A 16,416-nucleotide genomic window follows, 5' to 3' on the forward strand; every position below is an offset into this window, starting at 1 on the left:
CTACCTGTCCGACTTCGAATTGGCCGGCGGCGTCACGCCGTCATTGCGCTCGCGCCAGGGCAGCGGCGTCGACGGACGCAGGCTGCTGTAGGGCGCGATCGTCGAGCGGTAGCCGACCCCGGCCGTCCCCGCCGCCGGATTTGCCGGGTCACCTGCGACGGCGACCGGCCGGCCGTCGGCCATGCAGCCGGCGAGCGGCGCAGATGTGAGGATGACGGCGGCCATCCGCGACAAGAATATCGATGGCGCGCGCCGGCCCAGCCTGTTGCCAAGCCTGGTGGCCACGGCGGCGAGCCTCGCCCCGAGATGCGAATACATGGATCTGTCCGATCATCCGATGAATAACAGGCGTGCCCACGCAAGCGCGCGGCGCAGCCACGATGTCAACGAAAGATCAGGCGATGGGGGGACGATAGAGCCGCGCCGGCGCCTCGCTTCGCAGACTCTGACGGGCCTCGGAAAGGCGCGTGGCGATCGGATGCTGGGGACCGGCGACGAATGGAAGATCAGCCGGCAGCGCCGATACGCACATCAACGCGCAGCACGGCCCCGGCGGATTCTTGCCGTCGTGGCTGTGCTTCGCAGGTGGTTCAGCGGCATCGGCCGCGCGATGCATATGCATGCCGCCATGATCGTGGACGGCATGATCGTGCACGACGCCTTCGGCATGCGCCATCGGCATCGCATGCACATGCGCCGCGGCGGCGGGCTGCACCTCATCGGTCAGGCACGGAAACGGCGCCCCGAATGCGAGCGCTAAGGACGGCGCGAGCACGCAAAACAGATAGGCCAGGATGATGGAACATCCTGCCCGCACCCGCCCTGCCCTCGTCAATCGCACCAACACCCGCCTCGCGTCTCCAACCACCCGCAAGCTGACCGCAAATCAGCCTGCCGCAAACCGTCCTATATACCCCCTTGGGGTATCATTCAATCCGGTTTGACTCCACGAACAGACGTCATGTTTCCATCACATCCTTGCCTCACGGCGTGCGGCACAGGAAGCAACTTCGCGTACCGACACTTCCGCTTTTATCTTGATGCCCTTCACGACGCCGAAGATCGCCGGGATCACGATCAGCGTCAGCAGCGTCGACGACGTCATCCCGCCGATCATCGGCACCGCGATGCGCTGCATGATCTCCGACCCGGTGCCGGTGCTCCACATGATCGGCAACAGGCCCGCCATGATGGCGACCACCGTCATCATCTTGGGACGGACGCGCTCGACGGCGCCCTCGATGATCGCGCGATTGAGATCGTCACGATCGATCGTGCGTCCCTCGGCGGCGCGGCGCGCCGTGATCTCGCCCAGCGCCTGGTTGAGATAGATCAGCATCACGACGCCGGTCTCGGCGGCGACACCGGCGAGCGCAATGAAGCCGACGGCGACGGCGACCGACAGGTTGAAGCCGAGCCACCACATCATCCAGATGCCGCCGACCAGCGCGAAGGGCAGCGACAGCATGACGATGAGCGTCTCCGCCACCGAGCGGAAATTGAGGTAGAGCAGCAGGAAGATGATCGACAGCGTCACCGGCACCACGATCCTGAGCCGCGCGGCGGCGCGTTCCAGATATTCGTACTGCCCGCTCCAGACCACGTAGGTTCCGGGCGGAAACTGCACGCCGGCCTGCACCGCGCGCTGCGCGTCCGCGACATAGCCGCCGAGATCGCGGTCGCGGATGTCCACATAGACGTAGGTCGCGAGTTGGCCGTTCTCCGTCCGGATCGAGGTCGGCCCCCGCGCCGGCTCGACCTTCGCGACCTCGCCGAGCGGCACCGCGCCGCCCGCCGGCATCGGCACCAGGATATCGCTGGCGATGGCCTTCGGATTGTCGCGCAGATCGCGCGGATAGCGCATGTTCACCGTGAACCGCTGCCGGCCTTCGACCGTCGTCGTGACCGTCTGGCCGCCGAGCGCGGTCGCGATGGTGTCCTGAACGTCCTGCACCGCGATGCCGTAGCGCGACAAGGCCTCACGGTTCGGCGTGATCTCGAGGTAGTAGCCGCCGACGCTGCGCTCGGCATAGGCCGACGAGGTGCCGGGCACGCCCCGCACCACCTGCTCGACCTGTCGGGCGAGCTTGTCGATCACGGCGAGATCGGGACCCATCACCTTGACGCCGACAGGCGTGCGGATGCCGGTGGACAGCATGTCGATGCGCGCCTTGATCGGCATGGTCCAGGCGTTGGAGACGCCCGGAAACTGCAGCGCCTTGTCCATCTCCGCGACCAGGCTGTCGACCGTGACGCCGGGACGCCACTGCTCCTTCGGCTTCAGGTTGACGATGGTCTCAAACATCTCGGTCGGCGCCGGATCTGTCGCGGTCGCCGCCCGTCCCGCCTTGCCGTAGACGGACGCGACCTCCGGGAACGACTTGATGATGCGGTCCTGCGTCTGCATCAGCTCGGCCGCCTTGGTGACCGAGATGCCGGGTAGCGTCGTCGGCATGTAGAGCAGCGTGCCCTCGTTCAGCGTCGGCATGAACTCGGTACCGAGCTGCCGCGCCGGCCAGATCGTGACGGCGAGCACGACAAGCGAGGCCAGGATCACCAGCGTCTTGGCACGCAGCACGCCCTTGATGACCGGCCGGTAGATCCAGATCAGGAAGCGGTTGATCGGATTTTTGTGCTCCGGCACGATCCTGCCGCGGACGAAGATCACCATCAGCGCCGGCACCAGGGTGACGGACAGCAGCGCCGCAGCAGCCATCGCGAAGGTTTTCGTGAACGCCAGCGGGCTGAACAGCCGCCCCTCCTGCGATTCCAGCGTGAAGATCGGCATGAACGACACGGTGATGATCAGCAGGCTGAAGAACAGCGCAGGGCCGACCTCGGAGGCCGCGTCGATCAGGATCTGGACGCGCGACTGATCGGGCTTGGCGCGTTCGAGGTGCTTGTGGGCGTTCTCGATCATGACGATCGCGGCATCCACCATGGCACCGATCGCAATCGCGATGCCCCCCAGGCTCATGATGTTCGATCCCAGCCCCAGCAACTTCATGGCGCCGAACGCCATCAGCACGCCGACCGGCAGCATCAGGATGGCGACCAGCGCGCTGCGGACATGGAGCAGGAACACGATGCAGACCAGCGCGACGACGATGCTCTCCTCGACCAGCGTGTGCTTGAGCGTGTCGATGGCCGCGTAGATCAGGTTGGATCGATCGTAGACCGGGACGATTTCGATCGACTTCGGCAGGCTGCTCGCGATCTCCTTGAAGCGCTTCTTGACGTTCTCGATCACGTCGAGGGCGTTGACGCCGAAACGCTGCAATACGATGCCGCTTGCGACCTCGCCTTCGCCGTTCAGCTCGGCGATGCCGCGCCGCTCATCCGGCCCGAGCTCGACATTGGCGACGTCCCGAAGCAGCACCGGCGTGCCGTTGCTCGTCTTCAAGACGATGTTGCCGAGATCGTTGACGCTCTTGACGTAGCCCTTGCCGCGAATGACGTATTCGAACTCCGACAGCTCGACGGTGCGCCCGCCGACATCGGCATTGCTGGCGCGGATGGCTTCACGGATCTTCTGCATGCTGATGCCGCGATCGCGCATCCGCTGCGGATCGAGGACAACGTTGTATTGCTTGACGAAGCCGCCGATGCTGGCGACCTCGGCGACGCCTTCCGCCTTGGCCAGCGCGAACTTCAGATTCCAGTCCTGGATCGTGCGCGTATCGGCGAGGTTCAATTCCCTCGATATCACGGCGTACTGGTAGACCCAGCCGACGCCGGTCGCGTCGGGCCCGATGGTCGGGGTGACGCCGGCGGGAAGCCTGGACGACGCGCCGTTCAGGAATTCCATGACGCGCGAGCGCGCCCAGTAGATGTCGGTGCCGTCCTCGAAGATGACGTAGACGAACGACACGCCGAAGAAGGAGAAGCCGCGCACCACCTTCGATTTCGGCACCGTCAGCATCGCGGTCGTCAAGGGATAGGTGACCTGGTCCTCGATCACCTGCGGCGCCTGGCCGGGATATTCTGTGTAGACGATGACCTGCGTGTCCGAGAGGTCGGGGATCGCATCCAGCGGCAGGTGCAGCAGCGCGTAGAGGCCGGCGGCGGCCGCAAAACCGGAGCCGAACAGCACCAGCAGCAGATTGCGCGCCGACCAGGCGATGATGCGGGCGATCATCGCCGCTCCCCCGTCTTGTCGCCCTCGCCCGCCTGCGCAGCACCGGCCTCGGCAAAACCCTTGATCGCCGCCTTCAAATTGCTTTCGGCATCGATCAGAAACGTCGCGGAGGTCACGACCGCATCGCCCTCGGCGATGCCGTCGCGGATTTCGACATAGCCCTCGCCGCGCCGCCCGAGCTTGACCTCGCGCGGCTCGAACCGCCCGTTGCCGCGGTCGATCAGCACGCTCTGGCGGCTTCCGGTGTCGAGGATGGAATTATCAGCTACCGTAAGTACCGACGCCGCGCCGCCGGTGTCGATCTCCGCGTCGACATACATGTCCGGCAGCAGCGCGAGGTCGGCATTCTGCAATTCGATCCGCACCCGCGCGGTGCGCGTCTCCTTGTTGACCTGCGGATAGATCACGGCGATCTTGCCGGTGAACGCGCGGCCGGGAAAGCTGCGCGCGCGCACCGCAACGGACTGCCCCACCGCGATATTGCCGAGATCGCGCTCGGCGACGTCGACCAGCGCCCAGACCAGCGAGGTGTCAGCGATCCGGAACAGCACGTCGCCGGGATTGGCACGCATGCCTTCGATCGCGTTGCGCTCGAGCACGATCCCGTCGCGCGGTGACAGCCACTGGATCGCGATCGGAACCGTTCGGCTCTTCTCCATCTCGACGATAACCGGTTCGGGAACGTCGAGATTGGTCAGCCGCTGCTTGGAGCCGCGTCCGTAGGGCTCGATGTTGGCAGTCGCCTTCGACGTGATGGTCGCGACATATTCGGCCGCAGCGGACGATATTGCCGGGCTGTAGATCTCCATCAACGGCTGGCCCTTGGTCACCCGGCTGCCGGTCGTGACGTCGGCGACTTTCTGCACGTAGCTCTCGGCGCGCATTGCAATCACCGACACCCGCCGTTCGTCGAGCTGGATCGTGCCGGGTGCGCGGACCAGCGTACGGATGCGGCGCATCTGCGCGGGTTCGGACTTGACGCCGCTGCGCTGGATCCTGCCGGGCGACAGCGTGATCGAGCCGTCGTCGCTATCATCGCCGTCATAGACGGCGATGTAATCCATCCCCATGGATCCTTCTTCGGCACCGGCGAGGTGTCGGGCAGCCCCATGGGATTGCGGTAATATTTGACCTTGCGCTCGCCTTTCGCGGCAGGCGCGCTCACGTCTGCCGATTGCCCGGGCCCGCCGGCACCTCCCTCGTCATCGGCAAACACCGGCAGATAGTCGCGCCCGTCAGGCGTCTTCTTCGGTGTCGCCGAATAGAACGACTTGCCGTCGGGATCGCGGTAGTAGATCGGCGCAGCAGTCTCCGCCGCCCGCGCGGCGGAGACGATGGCAGCGGTCACTGGCCGCGGCGGCAGGTTGCGGCCGATCCATGCGGCGCCTGCCGCCGCCGCGATCGCAGCGGCAGCGCCGGCCCATGTCAAGGCGCCCATTGCCCGGCGGCTCATTGCTCGGCCGTGACGACGAGCTTGTTCTCGACCGCGCCGGTCTCGCCCTGCACCTTGGCGCCGAGCGACAATTGCCAGCGGCCGGCCATGCCGAAGGTCGCCTTGAACCGGTAGGTGCCCCGTTCGGTGCCCGGTATCGGCGTCACCTTGGTAGCCATCTCCTGCATGCCGTCGGGCGCCATGTCGAGCCGGGTCGAGAAGATGACCGCGTCGGGCACGGCTTTCCCGCTCGTCTTGTCGACCAGCCGCACCGTGACGATGCGATCGGCACCCGCCTTGACGGTCGGCTGCACGAGCTGGAATTCGTAGTTCTTGATCTCGGCGTGGGCAGACATGCCCGTCACGGCAACGCCGATCAGCGCGGCGGCAGTGGCGCGCGCCAGGTGGAAAGTCTTCATCGTTATGATCCTCGATACGTCTGATGAACCGCGTGAGCGGCATGCAAAGGCACGCGCGCCATTGGCGCACGCGTCAGCGATCAGGCGCTGGCGCGCCCGTCAGACGTTGGTTCGAGGCGGATGATCGGGAGGTTTGGCGCCAAGGCCGTCGAGCAGACGGTCGTCATGGGCAGCGATCCGGCTGCGCAGCGGATCGCGCTCGATCAGCGACATGGCGCCGGCGGGCACCGGCAGCGAAACGCTCAACATGCAGAGCGCGAGGAACGGGCAGTCGTCGCAGCCCTTGCTCTTGCCCTGCTCCGGACAGCACGGCATGTCGTCGGCCGTCGCCTGCTCGGACATCGCCTGTCCAGACATGGCGTGATCGTCCGGCATCGCCTGCATCGCAGCGGCCGAGGCATCCGGCATCGTCCGGGCAAATGCCGGCGCCACGGGCGCGAGCAACAGCCCGACCGCGACGAGCAGCAGAATCCAGGGATTGGCGAGCCGCCTCAGATGCATGCCCGCTTCTCGCACGGATCAGCGCACGGCGCAAATCCGTCCGGCTTCACGATCGCGCCAGCACCCGGGGGAGCTCTCACTCGCCCCTAGGTCTGCTTCAACAGCGCCGGATCGACCGGCATCTTGCGCAGCCGCTTGCCGGTCGCCGCGAAGATCGCGTTGCTGATCGCCGGCACGATGCCCGAGGTTCCGGTCTCGCCCATGCCGCCGGGCGGCTCGCTGCTCGGCACGATATGGACCTCGATCGCCGGCGCCTGATCGATGCGCAGCATCTGGTAGCTGTCGAAATTTCCCTGCTCGACGCGCCCATTCTTCAGCGTGATTTCGCCGTAGAGCGCGGCGGTTACGCCGAACATGACCCCGCTCTGGATCTGAGCTTCGACGGTGTCGGGATTGATGACGGTGCCGCAATCCATCGCGCAAACCACGCGGTGAACCCGGACGGAGCCGTCCTTGGCGACTTCCACCTCGGCAACCTGAACGAGGTAGCTGCCGAACACGAATTGCAGCGACACGCCGCGTCCGCGCCCGGCCGGCAGCTTGCCGCCCCAGCCGGCCTTGGCCGCCGCGAGCTCGAGCGCCGCCTTGGCGCGCGGCGACTTGCCGAGCAGCGCGCGGCGGTAGTCGACCGGATCCTGCTTCGCCGCCGCCGCCAGCTCGTCGATCACGCTTTCGGTGACGAACACGTTGTGCGAGGGCCCGACGCTGCGCCAGAACGCGGTCGGAATGCCCGGCGGCTCGACCCGGACATATTCGACGTGGAAGTTGGGGATGTCGTAGACGAGATCGATCGCGCCCTCGGTCGTGTCGGGGTCGAGCCCGTTGCGGAACGCCGGCGGCGCCCATCGCGCCAGCACCGACGAGCCGGCGAAGCGGTTGTTCCAGGCGACCGGCTTGCCGGATGCATCGAGGCCGACCGCAATCCGGTCGCACCAGTAGGGCCGGTAGATATCGTGCTGAATGTCTTCCTCGCGGGTCCACACCACCTTGACCGGCCCGTCGACCTGTTTGGCGATCTGCACCGCGCGAATGACACCATCGACCTCGAGCCTGCGGCCGAAGCCGCCGCCGAGCAGATGATTGTGCACCACCACCTTCTCCGGCGGCATGTTCAGCACCTTTGCGGCCACCGCCTGCGCACGCGAGAGCGCCTGGCTGCCGACCCAGATCTCGCAACTGTCGGAACGCACGTGCACGGTGCAGTTCATCGGCTCCATGGTGGCATGGGCGAGGAACGGCAGTTGATAGGTCGCCTCGACTTTCGTCGCTGCGCCCGCCATCGCCTTGTCGGCGTCGCCGATATTTTGCGCGACCGCGCCCGGCTTCGTGGTGGCGGCTTCGAGCTCGCGCGCGATATCCGATGTGGCGAGCTTCGCGTGAGGGCCCTCGTCCCACTCGATCGTGAGCGCCGCCAGACCCTTCTTCGCCGCCCCCATGTGGTCGGCCACCACCGCGACTGCGTCGTCGAGCGTCACGATCTGGCGCACGCCCTTGACGGCTTTTGCCGCCGCATCATCGACGCGCTTCACCCGCCCGCCGAACACCGGCGACTGCGCCAGCGTCGCGACCTTCACCCCGGGCGGCCGCGCGTCGATGCCGTAGACCGCCGTGCCGTTGATCTTGGAGGGCGTATCGAGCCGCTTGGCCGGCGTGCCGATCAGCTTGAACTCGGACGGGCTCTTCAGCGTGACATTCTCCGGCACCGGCATCTGCGCCGCGTCAGTCGCCAGTTCGCCGTAACCCAGCTTGCGTCCCGAGGCTGCATGATGCACCTCGCCGTTCTCGGCGCGGCATGTCCCAGGCTCGACGTTCCAGCGCTTCGCCGCGGCCGCGACCAGCATCGCTTTCGCGGTGGCGCCGGCCTTGCGCATCGGCTGCCAGGCGCCGCGCATTGCGTTCGAATTGCCGGTGGCCTGCACGCCGAGCAGCGGGTTGGCGTAGAGCTTGTCACTCGGCGGCGCGTGTTCGAGCCGGACCTGCGTCAGGCCGATCTCTAGCTCTTCGGCGATCAGCATCGGGATCGAGGTGTAGGTGCCCTGCCCCATCTCGACATAAGGCATGGTCAGCACGACCTTGCCGTCGCCGCCGATCCGGACAAAGGCGTTCGGCGCGAAGCCGTCGGAGGCCGCCGCCTCGCTCTCGCGGCTCGCGAACGGCAGGCTCACGCTGAGCAGCAGGCCGCCGCCCGCGATCGCGCCGGCGCGGAGGAAGTTGCGCCGCGACAGGTCGGCGGCGCGCTCGGACAGATTGTCGATCAGCGTCATGGCTCAACCTCCCGACTGCGCGGCCTGCTTGATGGCCTCGCGGATGCGCACATAGGTGCCGCAGCGGCAGATGTTGCCGGACATCGCTTCGTCGATATCGGCATCGGTCGGCTTCGCCTTGCCCGCGAGCAGCGCGGACGCCGACATGATCTGCCCCGACTGGCAGTAGCCGCATTGCGGCACCTCATGCGCGAGCCAGGCGTCCTGGATCTTCTTGCCCGCCGGCGTTTTGCCGACCGCCTCAATGGTGGTGATCCTGGACTCCCCGATGCTGTCGATGCTGGTGATGCAGGAGCGCACCGCGCTGCCGTCGAGATGCACCGTGCAGGCGCCGCACAGCGCCATGCCGCAGCCGAACTTGGTGCCGGTCATGCCCAGCACGTCGCGCAGCACCCACAGCAGCGGCGTGTCGCCGTCGGCATCGACCGAATGACTGGTCCCATTGATCGTGATCTGGAAGGGCATCGTGACACTCCTGTCCTGGTTCGAGACGTGCGCGGACGACGCCCCTCCGGGCGCGTCCGGGCCAGATTCCAAGGGCATGGCGCAGGATCGCGCCAATTGCTCACTCATGGTAATAAATGCAGTTCCCACGCCCTATAAGTGGCGCTTTCATCCGCAGTGAAATAACCATTGGTTTATAATCATGGACCGACTGACCAGCATGTCCGTGTTCGCCCGCGTCGCCGATCTCGGCTCCTTCACCGCCGCCGCCAAGGAGTTGCGGATGTCGCCGACCATGATCGGCAAGCATATCCGCTTTCTCGAGGACCGGCTCGGCTCGCAATTGATCAACCGGTCGACCCGACGGCAGGGCCTCACCGAGCTCGGCCGCAGCTATCTCGATCACTGCAAGCAATTGCTTGAACAGGCCGAGGCCGGCGACGCGCTGGTCGAGGAGGCCCTGAGCGCGCCGCGCGGCAAGCTCCGGGTCGCGACCTCGGTCGCCTTCGGGTCGTATAGCCTGGCGCCCGCGCTGGTCCGCTTCATGAAGAAATATCCGGAAGTCTCGGTCGACCTCATCCTCAGCGACAGGATGGTCGATCTGCTCGAGGAAGGGCTGGATGCAGCGATCCGGGTCGGCACGCTGACCGACTCCACCATGATGTCGCGCTCGCTGTCGCCCTATACCGGCGTGGTTTGCGCAGCGCCGAGCTATCTCGCCGAACGCGGCACGCCGACCCATCCGGCAGATCTCGCCCGCCATGAATGCCTGCGCTACCCGGGCTGGTCGGACGGGCAGCGATGGACATTCTCGGGGCCGGAGGGCGAAGTGCATGTCGATGTCGCGAGCCGCCTCTTCATCAACAGCGCGTTCGGCATCCGCTATGCGGCGCTGGCGGGCGCCGGCATCGTGCTGATGCGCGACGAGCTGCTGGCCGACGATATCGCCGCGGGGCGGCTGCAGGTCCTGCTGCCAAACTACACGACGCAGACCCGCGCACGCCAGATCCTGTGGCCGAAGCACCGCAAGATGACACCGAAGCTGCGCGCGCTGATCGACTTCATCGTGGAGACGTACGGGTGAGACAGATCGCCGCGGCCAAACCGCTCAACGCGACTGGCCAAGGTTGTGACATCGCGACGGAGCGCGTAGGATGAGAATGTGCAATGAGGCCGTCGCGCCGATGCCGGGCGGCTTCCGTTCAAGTGAGGCGCGACATGCTGCCTGCCGAGGTTTGGACGCGCCTTCCCAGCTCGAGAATTGAAGATCTAAGCGACGCCGTTCGCGGCGCGCGCCTTGACGCGCCCCAGATGTCCAGCGGTCATCTCTCGGGCAGTCTCGTCTTTTCGAACTCGGACGGCATCGAGTCCAGCAGCGGGCTGATCGACGGGGGACAGTGCCGCGCCCACCGGATCGATCGGTGGACGTAGCCGAATTTAGCAGGAGATACACTGATGCTTGACTTGAAGCGTACTACGATGCTTGCAGCGTCCATCCTGACCGCCTCGATCATTGCGACGATGCCGCTTGAATCGGCGTCCGCAACGCTGCTCGGCGCGATGCCGATCGGTAATCACGTCGCGCAGTCATCCGACGTCGTTGCAGTCCGCGCGGCCGGCCGCCGTGGCGGCGCAGCGGTCGGTCCCCGCGGAGGTGCCGTCGTTCACCGTGGCGGCGCGGCCGTTGGGCCGCGCGGTGGCGCCTATCGCGGCCGCACCGCCGTCGTCGGGCCGCGCGGCAACGTCGCGGTTCGCGGCCGAACGGTGGTAGGAGGTGGCGGATGGGCGCGTCCGGGCCGGTATTACTGGCCAAGGGGCGGCGCAATCGCGGCCGGCGCTGCCATCGGGGTCGTGTCGGCGGCAACGGCTGCGGCGTGGGCCGGTGCCGCGCCGGCACCCGGCATGTGCTGGTACTATACCGATCCGTCCCGGACGCAGGGGTTCTGGGACTACTGCCGGTAATCGCCGCAGCGGGCGAGCCGATGTTGCGCCAGTGATGTCTCGCGCCTGCCCTGGCGGAGGCACCACTGGTTGGGTCACGAACATTCGGCTCTCGCGAATGCGCGCCCTATAGATCAGCCTGTCGATGCAGACGAGCACGGCTCACTCGGTCAATCCCGCTTTCCGAAAACCCTCGATCATCAGCTTCGCCGTTTTCGATAGCTGGCTCCGGGCGATCCACGCCGATATCGTGAACGCAGGATCGATCTCAAGCATGCGAGCCGCCGCCTCACGGGCTTCAGCGTCCCGTCCGAGATGGGCGAAAGCGGATGCGAGGCAGCGGTATGGCCCTGGATAGGAAGGGTTCTGACGGAGGGCTTTCTTCCCTGCAATGATGGCCTCGTCAAAGCGACGAAGCTCGATAAGGGCAAATCCCATCCCGGTAAACGCCGTGTATAGTTGCGGGTCTACCGGGCTCATGCGCATCGCACGTTCAAAACTCCGGATCGCTTCCTCTGGCTGCCCCGCAATCTTGTAGACCCAGCCTCTGCAGTTCCACGCGCGATATGAATTCGGGTTGAGCTTAACCGCCTGGTCGGACATCTCGATCTCAGTCTCACGATCGCCGACCAAAAGTGCCGAGGTCAAGGCAGCACTTGCCAACGTGCTTGGATCACCATCGTCGAGGCTCAATGCCAAGCGCATCAGCCGAATGGCTTCCTTGCGGTCGAATTGAGGATCGATAGCATAGCCCCTAACCACGTTTTCCGTGTGAGAGGCTCCTGCCAGGACAGCGGCCTCGGCAAACCCAGGGTCAAGCTCCAAGGCCCGCTGGACCAGTCGGACCGCCTTGGCCAACCCTTCGCGGGTCGCTGGCCGCACCTGCTGTATAGCCCGCAGATAGAAATCATATGCGGTGAGGTCTTCCGGTCGCCGCCGCGTTGCCATCGCAATTTCTGCTTGAAACAGCTTTGGCTGAATGGCTGAGACAACGGCGGCCGTGACTTCGTCCTGCAACGCGAAAATATCCGTCATGTCACGCTCGAACTTGTCCGCCCAGATGTGTGCGCCCGTAGCCGCTTCAATCAACTGGCCGGTGATGCGGACCTTCCCCGACGCGTTGCGCACTGCCCCCTGAAGGACATAGCGCACGCCAAGCCGGCGCCCGACTTCCTTGATGTCGACGGCCTTGCCCTTAAAGGTGAAGCTCGAATTGCGCGCGATCACGAACAACCATTTGAACCGCGAAAGCGCGGTCGTGATCTCCTCAACCATCCCGTCCGCGAAGTACTCCTGCTCGGGATCGCCGGACATGTTCGCGAACGGCAGCACGGCGATGGAGGGCTTGTCGGGTACCGCAGGGGCGCTCTCGGGCGCATCGCCCGGATCCGGACCTGCAACCTCTCGCGCCTCCTGCACCTGTCCGACGAAACGGAATCCCTTGCGTGGCAACGTCTTGATCAGCCGCTGCTCCTCCCCGGTATCGCCGATTGCGCTTCGGGCGACATTCAGCCGGGTCGTCAGTGCCGCATCCGAAACGCTGCGCCCGTTCCAAACGGCATTGATGAGGTCGTCCTTGCTGACGACGCGCTCCCTGTTGCGGATCAGATAATCGAGCAGATCGAACACCTGCGGTGCGATGCGGACGACGTCCGCCCCGCGATACAACTCGCGCCGGTCAAGGTCGAACGCGTAATCCTCGAAGAGATAGCGCAAGATGCGAATCCCCCTGGATAAGAGCCCCCGATAATTGGGTAGCGCCTTGGGCTGGCCGGAAATCGCAGAATAAGCTGCAGGTGAGGAAAATGTAAGCCACCGGTCAAGCCTACCCGGCGCTCTCGCGGCGACCTCGTGCCGGCTATGACGCGCCCTACTTCGTGCTTGCTATGATGAGAAGATTATTGAGTACGGGCGTGCAGCAAAACGCCGCCACGATCGCGATATTGTAAGGGTTGTTGCTGCGCCAAAGCAGCCACATCATGAAATAGGTCAAACCGAGCTTCGGGATCAGCCACCAGGGGCCGAGCCATGTCTGAGCGACATGCATGAACGGGTTCAACTCGCCGAGGCCGAGATTCAGGATCGTGTTGGTGGTGTAGAGATCGGCGATGCCAAGAAGCAGCACGGACAGCACGAGGAGCGTCTTGGCCAGGTAACGTGGCCCCAGAATAATCTCGTAAGCAAATGCGACGCCCTCCGGTACGTTTCGCTTGAACCACGACTGCGCGGCGTCATTGGTCGCGAAAATCTTCAGATGCTCCGGCTCGCCAACGGGCTTGCTTGTGTCGGTATAGACCCAGACTTTCATACGATTGCTCAAATATCTCTTTTCAAACCACAAAAAAGTATCATCTGCCGAGATGGTCATCTCGGGAGACCAAGGTAGCTCTGCCGTCGCCGTAAGGGTGATTCCGGAGAGTGGCGTTGCGTTGGCCTCGAGGTGCCGCCTCAGGGCGGTTCAATCGTTGCGGCGCTTCAGGTCCAAGCGTCCGATGCGTTCATCAATCAGTCGATTTAGCTTCTCGTCCCGCAGTGAATTCTTCCTAAACAGCCCGCCATGCAGCCGATAGGCAAGAAGGAGCAGGACAATAGCAGTGCCCCCGAGATAGTAGGACCAGTCCATTCTTGAACCGCGCCTGGTTGCTGCAATGGGCGAAGCTTAGGGCGAGCCTGTCCTGCTTGTCCAACGCTATCCTGTGCGCCGCACCTCTCCGTGCCCGAATGGATTGGCCTGATTTATGCTTGGAAATGACCGCATGCGGAGGACGCGCGATGAGGCGGGACCTTTTGGTTATTTGCGGCGGAATGCTGGCCACGGGCGCTATCGCCTGGATCCTGTTGGGCAACCCGGCGACCGGGCCACATATGCACGGGCTCCAGACGATGTCGGCAGATCAAGACTTGAGACTCGTCTCCCAGCGAAGTCCATATATGCGGGACGAGCGCTAGGGGCGTCCCTGGCAGGTGCTTCGCGAAATTCAATCACTGAGTTGCCCAACGGCGCAGGCCCGCTCGGCAACAATACTCGCTTTTTCCGAATATTGTCCTGCGGGCTGTCGATTCGAATGCGTTCAGTCAGTGGGACTGAGCGTAGGGTGCAGCATTCATCAGCAACAGACCAAAAAGAAGGACCAGATAGAGCATCGAAAACACGAACAGGCGACGAGCGGGGCGTCTTTCCTTGTCATCGCTCCGACGTACTTGCCATGAGAGAAAAATCATGATCGCTCCAAGCATCACTGCAGCCGAGCCATAGATGGCTCCCGCAAACCCCAGCGCCCAGGGTATCAGTGAGATCGGAACCAGAAGAACGCTATAGAGAAGAATCTGGCGCTTTGTTTCGGCCTTGCCGGCTACGACCGGCAACATCGGCACCCCGGCGCGAGCATATTCTCCGGCAAGATTGAGCGACAGTGCCCAGAAGTGGGGTGGCGTCCAGAGGAAAATGATCAGGAACAGGATGAGCGGTTCGAGCCCAACACTTCCGGCGGCCGCAACCCAGCCGATCACCGGAGGGAGTGCGCCAGCCGCACCGCCAATGACGATATTTTGCGGTGTTCGGCGTTTGAGCCACATCGTGTAGACGACGACATAGAAGAAAATTGTGAAAGCAAGCAGCGCAGCCGCGGCCACGTTCAGGAAGGTGCCGAGGCTCAGAACGGCGCACGTGCCAAGCATCAATCCGAAAACCAATGCGTCCGAGCGCGATACACGGCCGCTGGGAATTGGACGCATGGCGGTACGCGCCATCAACGCATCGATGTCGGCGTCGTACCACATGTTGAGCGCAGCTGCGGCGCCAGCTCCGGCAGCTATGCAAAAAAGAGCAACGATAGCGGCGAAGGGATCGATGCCGCCCGGCGCGACCATGAGACCGACGAGTGCGGTAAAGACGACCAGCGACATAACGCGCGGTTTCGTCAGCGCGACATAGTCCCCGATGCTGGCATAGCTCCCGCGAACGAGAATTGAACGATTGATTTGCATGAGATTAATTCCTCGTCGGTTCGAAAATGCCATCGGTTGAAGGCCTGCTTCGCAGGGTTCCGGACGATGTGGCGTGTCCTCCGCCTTCGGGACACCTTGCCTTATCCGGCATGACCCACGCGGTCATGGCCGTCCCGTTCTTAGCTTGCTGACGCGAAGAACATGACCCGAAGCAGATGCGTATAGTCGGATTCGAACATCATGATCCCGACAAAAACCAGCACCGCCACCGGCGGCAGCAGGATGGCATAGACCAGCGCCAGCCGCTCCCAGGCCATATGCATGAAGACGGCGACGATCAAGCCGGCCTTCAACACCATGAACAGCAGGATCAGCGACCATCTGAGATAGCCGTGGATACCGAAAGTAGTCGACGAGATAGGAGAACGTGCTGAGGACGAACAACCATCCCCAGACCACGAGATAGAGCTTGATCGGATGCTGTTGTCCCTCCGCATGCGCGGCGCCCGATGCCACCGCACCATGCACATAGCTGTGTAGCGCATGCTGTGCTGCCTGCCCTTCCACATGTACCGCTGCTTCTGTCATGCGCGACCTCACCACAGATAAAAGAAGGCAAAGATGAACACCCACACCAGATCGACGAAGTGCCAGTAAAGGCCGGTGATTTCGACGATCTCGTAATTCCCCTTCCTGCTCGTGAAAAAGCCGCGCCTCTCGACGTCGAAGTCCCCCCGCCAGACCTTTCGCGCGATGGCGATCAGGAAAATCACGCCGATTGTCACGTGAGTACCGTGGAAGCCCGTGATCATGAAGAAGCTGGAGCCGAACTGCGCCGCGCCCCAGGGGTTTTCCCAGGGCCGCACGCCCTCCATGATCAGCTTGGTCCATTCGAAGGCCTGCATTCCGACGAACGTTGCGCCGAGTGCCGCTGTGACCAGCATCAAGACTGCGGTTTTGACGCGATCGCGGCGGTAACCGAAATTGACGGCCATCGCCATGGTCCCGCTGCTGCTGATCAGGACGAAGGTCATGATGGCGATCAGGATGAGGGGGATATGGTGCCCCGCAATCTCGAGGGCGAATACCTCGCTCGGATTCGGCCATGGCACCGTCGTGGACATTCGCGCGGTCATATAGGACAGCAGAAAACAGCTGAAGATGAAGGTGTCGCTGAGGAGGAAGATCCACATCATGGCCTTCCCCCAGGAGACATTCTTGAATGCGCGCTGATCCGAGGACCAATCGGCGGCGATGCCTCGCAATCCGGGTATCGTTCCGGGCCGCGCCTTGGGGGTTGCGAGTGTGGTTTCGGTCATCGCTTCCTGC

Annotated in this window: 14 protein-coding genes and 2 pseudogenes; 3 read left to right on the forward strand and 13 right to left on the reverse strand. The window is 64.1% G+C overall.

Features of this window, described 5'->3' with window-relative positions; genetic code table 11:
- Positions 1 to 225, reverse strand: a complete 225-nt coding sequence (locus RX327_RS24640) for a hypothetical protein (RefSeq protein ID WP_317247383.1) — start codon at positions 223 to 225, stop codon at positions 1 to 3.
- On the opposite strand from RX327_RS24640, the gene RX327_RS24645 reads away from it, so the two are divergent.
- A complete protein-coding gene (locus RX327_RS24645) occupies positions 212 to 760 on the forward strand; it encodes a hypothetical protein (RefSeq protein WP_193395220.1) in 549 nt (182 codons plus the stop codon). The genes RX327_RS24640 and RX327_RS24645 overlap by 14 nt on opposite strands.
- A 210-nt stretch (positions 761 to 970) precedes the next feature.
- On the opposite strand, the gene RX327_RS24650 is transcribed toward RX327_RS24645, so the two are convergent.
- The 6 genes and pseudogenes from RX327_RS24650 to RX327_RS24675 form a co-directional block, all read right to left on the reverse strand.
- A complete protein-coding gene (locus RX327_RS24650) occupies positions 971 to 4,138 on the reverse strand; it encodes an efflux RND transporter permease subunit (protein WP_317247384.1) in 3,168 nt (1,055 codons plus the stop codon).
- Positions 4,135 to 5,576 (reverse strand): annotated as a pseudogene (locus RX327_RS24655) (efflux RND transporter periplasmic adaptor subunit). The gene RX327_RS24650 and the pseudogene RX327_RS24655 overlap by 4 nt, the downstream one beginning before the upstream one ends.
- A gap of 11 nt (positions 5,577 to 5,587) precedes the next feature.
- On the reverse strand, positions 5,588 to 5,989 hold the full coding sequence (locus RX327_RS24660) for a FixH family protein (protein ID WP_050384766.1): 402 nt from the start codon (positions 5,987 to 5,989) through the stop codon (positions 5,588 to 5,590).
- Positions 5,990 to 6,088: 99 nt separating this feature from the next.
- Positions 6,089 to 6,490 (reverse strand): hypothetical protein, encoded by a 402-nt coding sequence (locus RX327_RS24665; RefSeq protein WP_050384765.1) that lies wholly within the window; start codon positions 6,488 to 6,490, stop codon positions 6,089 to 6,091.
- A gap of 86 nt (positions 6,491 to 6,576) precedes the next feature.
- Positions 6,577 to 8,754 carry a xanthine dehydrogenase family protein molybdopterin-binding subunit gene (locus RX327_RS24670; protein ID WP_317247385.1) on the reverse strand — a complete coding sequence of 726 codons (2,178 nt, stop codon included), beginning with the start codon at positions 8,752 to 8,754 and terminating at the stop codon, positions 6,577 to 6,579.
- 3 nt (positions 8,755 to 8,757) lie between these two features.
- A complete protein-coding gene (locus RX327_RS24675) occupies positions 8,758 to 9,219 on the reverse strand; it encodes a (2Fe-2S)-binding protein (RefSeq protein WP_317247386.1) in 462 nt (153 codons plus the stop codon).
- Between the two features lie 181 nt (positions 9,220 to 9,400).
- On the opposite strand from RX327_RS24675, the gene RX327_RS24680 reads away from it, so the two are divergent.
- Complete coding sequence (locus RX327_RS24680) at positions 9,401 to 10,282, forward strand: LysR substrate-binding domain-containing protein (protein ID WP_028335346.1); 882 nt, start codon at positions 9,401 to 9,403, stop codon at positions 10,280 to 10,282.
- 371 nt (positions 10,283 to 10,653) lie between these two features.
- Positions 10,654 to 11,160: a hypothetical protein gene (locus tag RX327_RS24685; protein WP_244482053.1), complete on the forward strand. Its 507-nt coding sequence runs from the start codon at positions 10,654 to 10,656 to the stop codon at positions 11,158 to 11,160.
- A 141-nt stretch (positions 11,161 to 11,301) separates the two neighbouring features.
- On the opposite strand, the gene RX327_RS24690 is transcribed toward RX327_RS24685, so the two are convergent.
- The 6 genes and pseudogenes from RX327_RS24690 to RX327_RS24715 form a co-directional block, all read right to left on the reverse strand.
- The gene (locus tag RX327_RS24690) at positions 11,302 to 12,855 is read right to left on the reverse strand and encodes a winged helix-turn-helix domain-containing tetratricopeptide repeat protein (protein ID WP_050384762.1); all 1,554 of its coding nucleotides are present in this window, start codon (positions 12,853 to 12,855) and stop codon (positions 11,302 to 11,304) included.
- A gap of 154 nt (positions 12,856 to 13,009) precedes the next feature.
- Positions 13,010 to 13,447, reverse strand: a complete 438-nt coding sequence (locus tag RX327_RS24695) for a DUF5658 family protein (protein ID WP_028335342.1) — start codon at positions 13,445 to 13,447, stop codon at positions 13,010 to 13,012.
- 150 nt (positions 13,448 to 13,597) lie between these two features.
- A complete protein-coding gene (locus tag RX327_RS24700) occupies positions 13,598 to 13,762 on the reverse strand; it encodes a hypothetical protein (protein WP_167350399.1) in 165 nt (54 codons plus the stop codon).
- Between the two features lie 452 nt (positions 13,763 to 14,214).
- Entirely contained in the window at positions 14,215 to 15,126 is a 912-nt protein-coding gene (locus RX327_RS24705) for a heme o synthase (RefSeq protein ID WP_317247387.1), read from the reverse strand.
- A gap of 140 nt (positions 15,127 to 15,266) precedes the next feature.
- Positions 15,267 to 15,675 (reverse strand): annotated as a pseudogene (locus tag RX327_RS24710) (cytochrome C oxidase subunit IV family protein).
- 8 nt (positions 15,676 to 15,683) lie between these two features.
- Entirely contained in the window at positions 15,684 to 16,406 is a 723-nt protein-coding gene (locus tag RX327_RS24715) for a heme-copper oxidase subunit III family protein (protein ID WP_317251313.1), read from the reverse strand.
- Positions 16,407 to 16,416: the final 10 nt, after the last annotated feature.

It is taken from the genome of Bradyrhizobium sp. BEA-2-5, from assembly GCF_032918025.1.
Taxonomy (GTDB): Bacteria; Pseudomonadota; Alphaproteobacteria; order Rhizobiales; family Xanthobacteraceae; genus Bradyrhizobium; species Bradyrhizobium pachyrhizi.

Coding starts and splice junctions, on each gene's coding strand:
- RX327_RS24645 (WP_193395220.1), top strand. CDS start 212: ATGACGGCGGCCATCCGCGACAAGAATATCGATGGCGCGCGCCGGCCC.
- RX327_RS24640 (WP_317247383.1), bottom strand. CDS start 225: ATGGCCGCCGTCATCCTCACATCTGCGCCGCTCGCCGGCTGCATGGCC.
- RX327_RS24650 (WP_317247384.1), bottom strand. CDS start 4,138: ATGATCGCCCGCATCATCGCCTGGTCGGCGCGCAATCTGCTGCTGGTG.
- RX327_RS24660 (WP_050384766.1), bottom strand. CDS start 5,989: ATGAAGACTTTCCACCTGGCGCGCGCCACTGCCGCCGCGCTGATCGGC.
- RX327_RS24665 (WP_050384765.1), bottom strand. CDS start 6,490: ATGCATCTGAGGCGGCTCGCCAATCCCTGGATTCTGCTGCTCGTCGCG.
- RX327_RS24670 (WP_317247385.1), bottom strand. CDS start 8,754: ATGACGCTGATCGACAATCTGTCCGAGCGCGCCGCCGACCTGTCGCGG.
- RX327_RS24675 (WP_317247386.1), bottom strand. CDS start 9,219: ATGCCCTTCCAGATCACGATCAATGGGACCAGTCATTCGGTCGATGCC.
- RX327_RS24680 (WP_028335346.1), top strand. CDS start 9,401: ATGGACCGACTGACCAGCATGTCCGTGTTCGCCCGCGTCGCCGATCTC.
- RX327_RS24685 (WP_244482053.1), top strand. CDS start 10,654: ATGCTTGACTTGAAGCGTACTACGATGCTTGCAGCGTCCATCCTGACC.
- RX327_RS24695 (WP_028335342.1), bottom strand. CDS start 13,447: ATGAAAGTCTGGGTCTATACCGACACAAGCAAGCCCGTTGGCGAGCCG.
- RX327_RS24700 (WP_167350399.1), bottom strand. CDS start 13,762: ATGGACTGGTCCTACTATCTCGGGGGCACTGCTATTGTCCTGCTCCTT.
- RX327_RS24705 (WP_317247387.1), bottom strand. CDS start 15,126: ATGCAAATCAATCGTTCAATTCTCGTTCGCGGGAGCTATGCCAGCATC.
- RX327_RS24715 (WP_317251313.1), bottom strand. CDS start 16,406: ATGACCGAAACCACACTCGCAACCCCCAAGGCGCGGCCCGGAACGATA.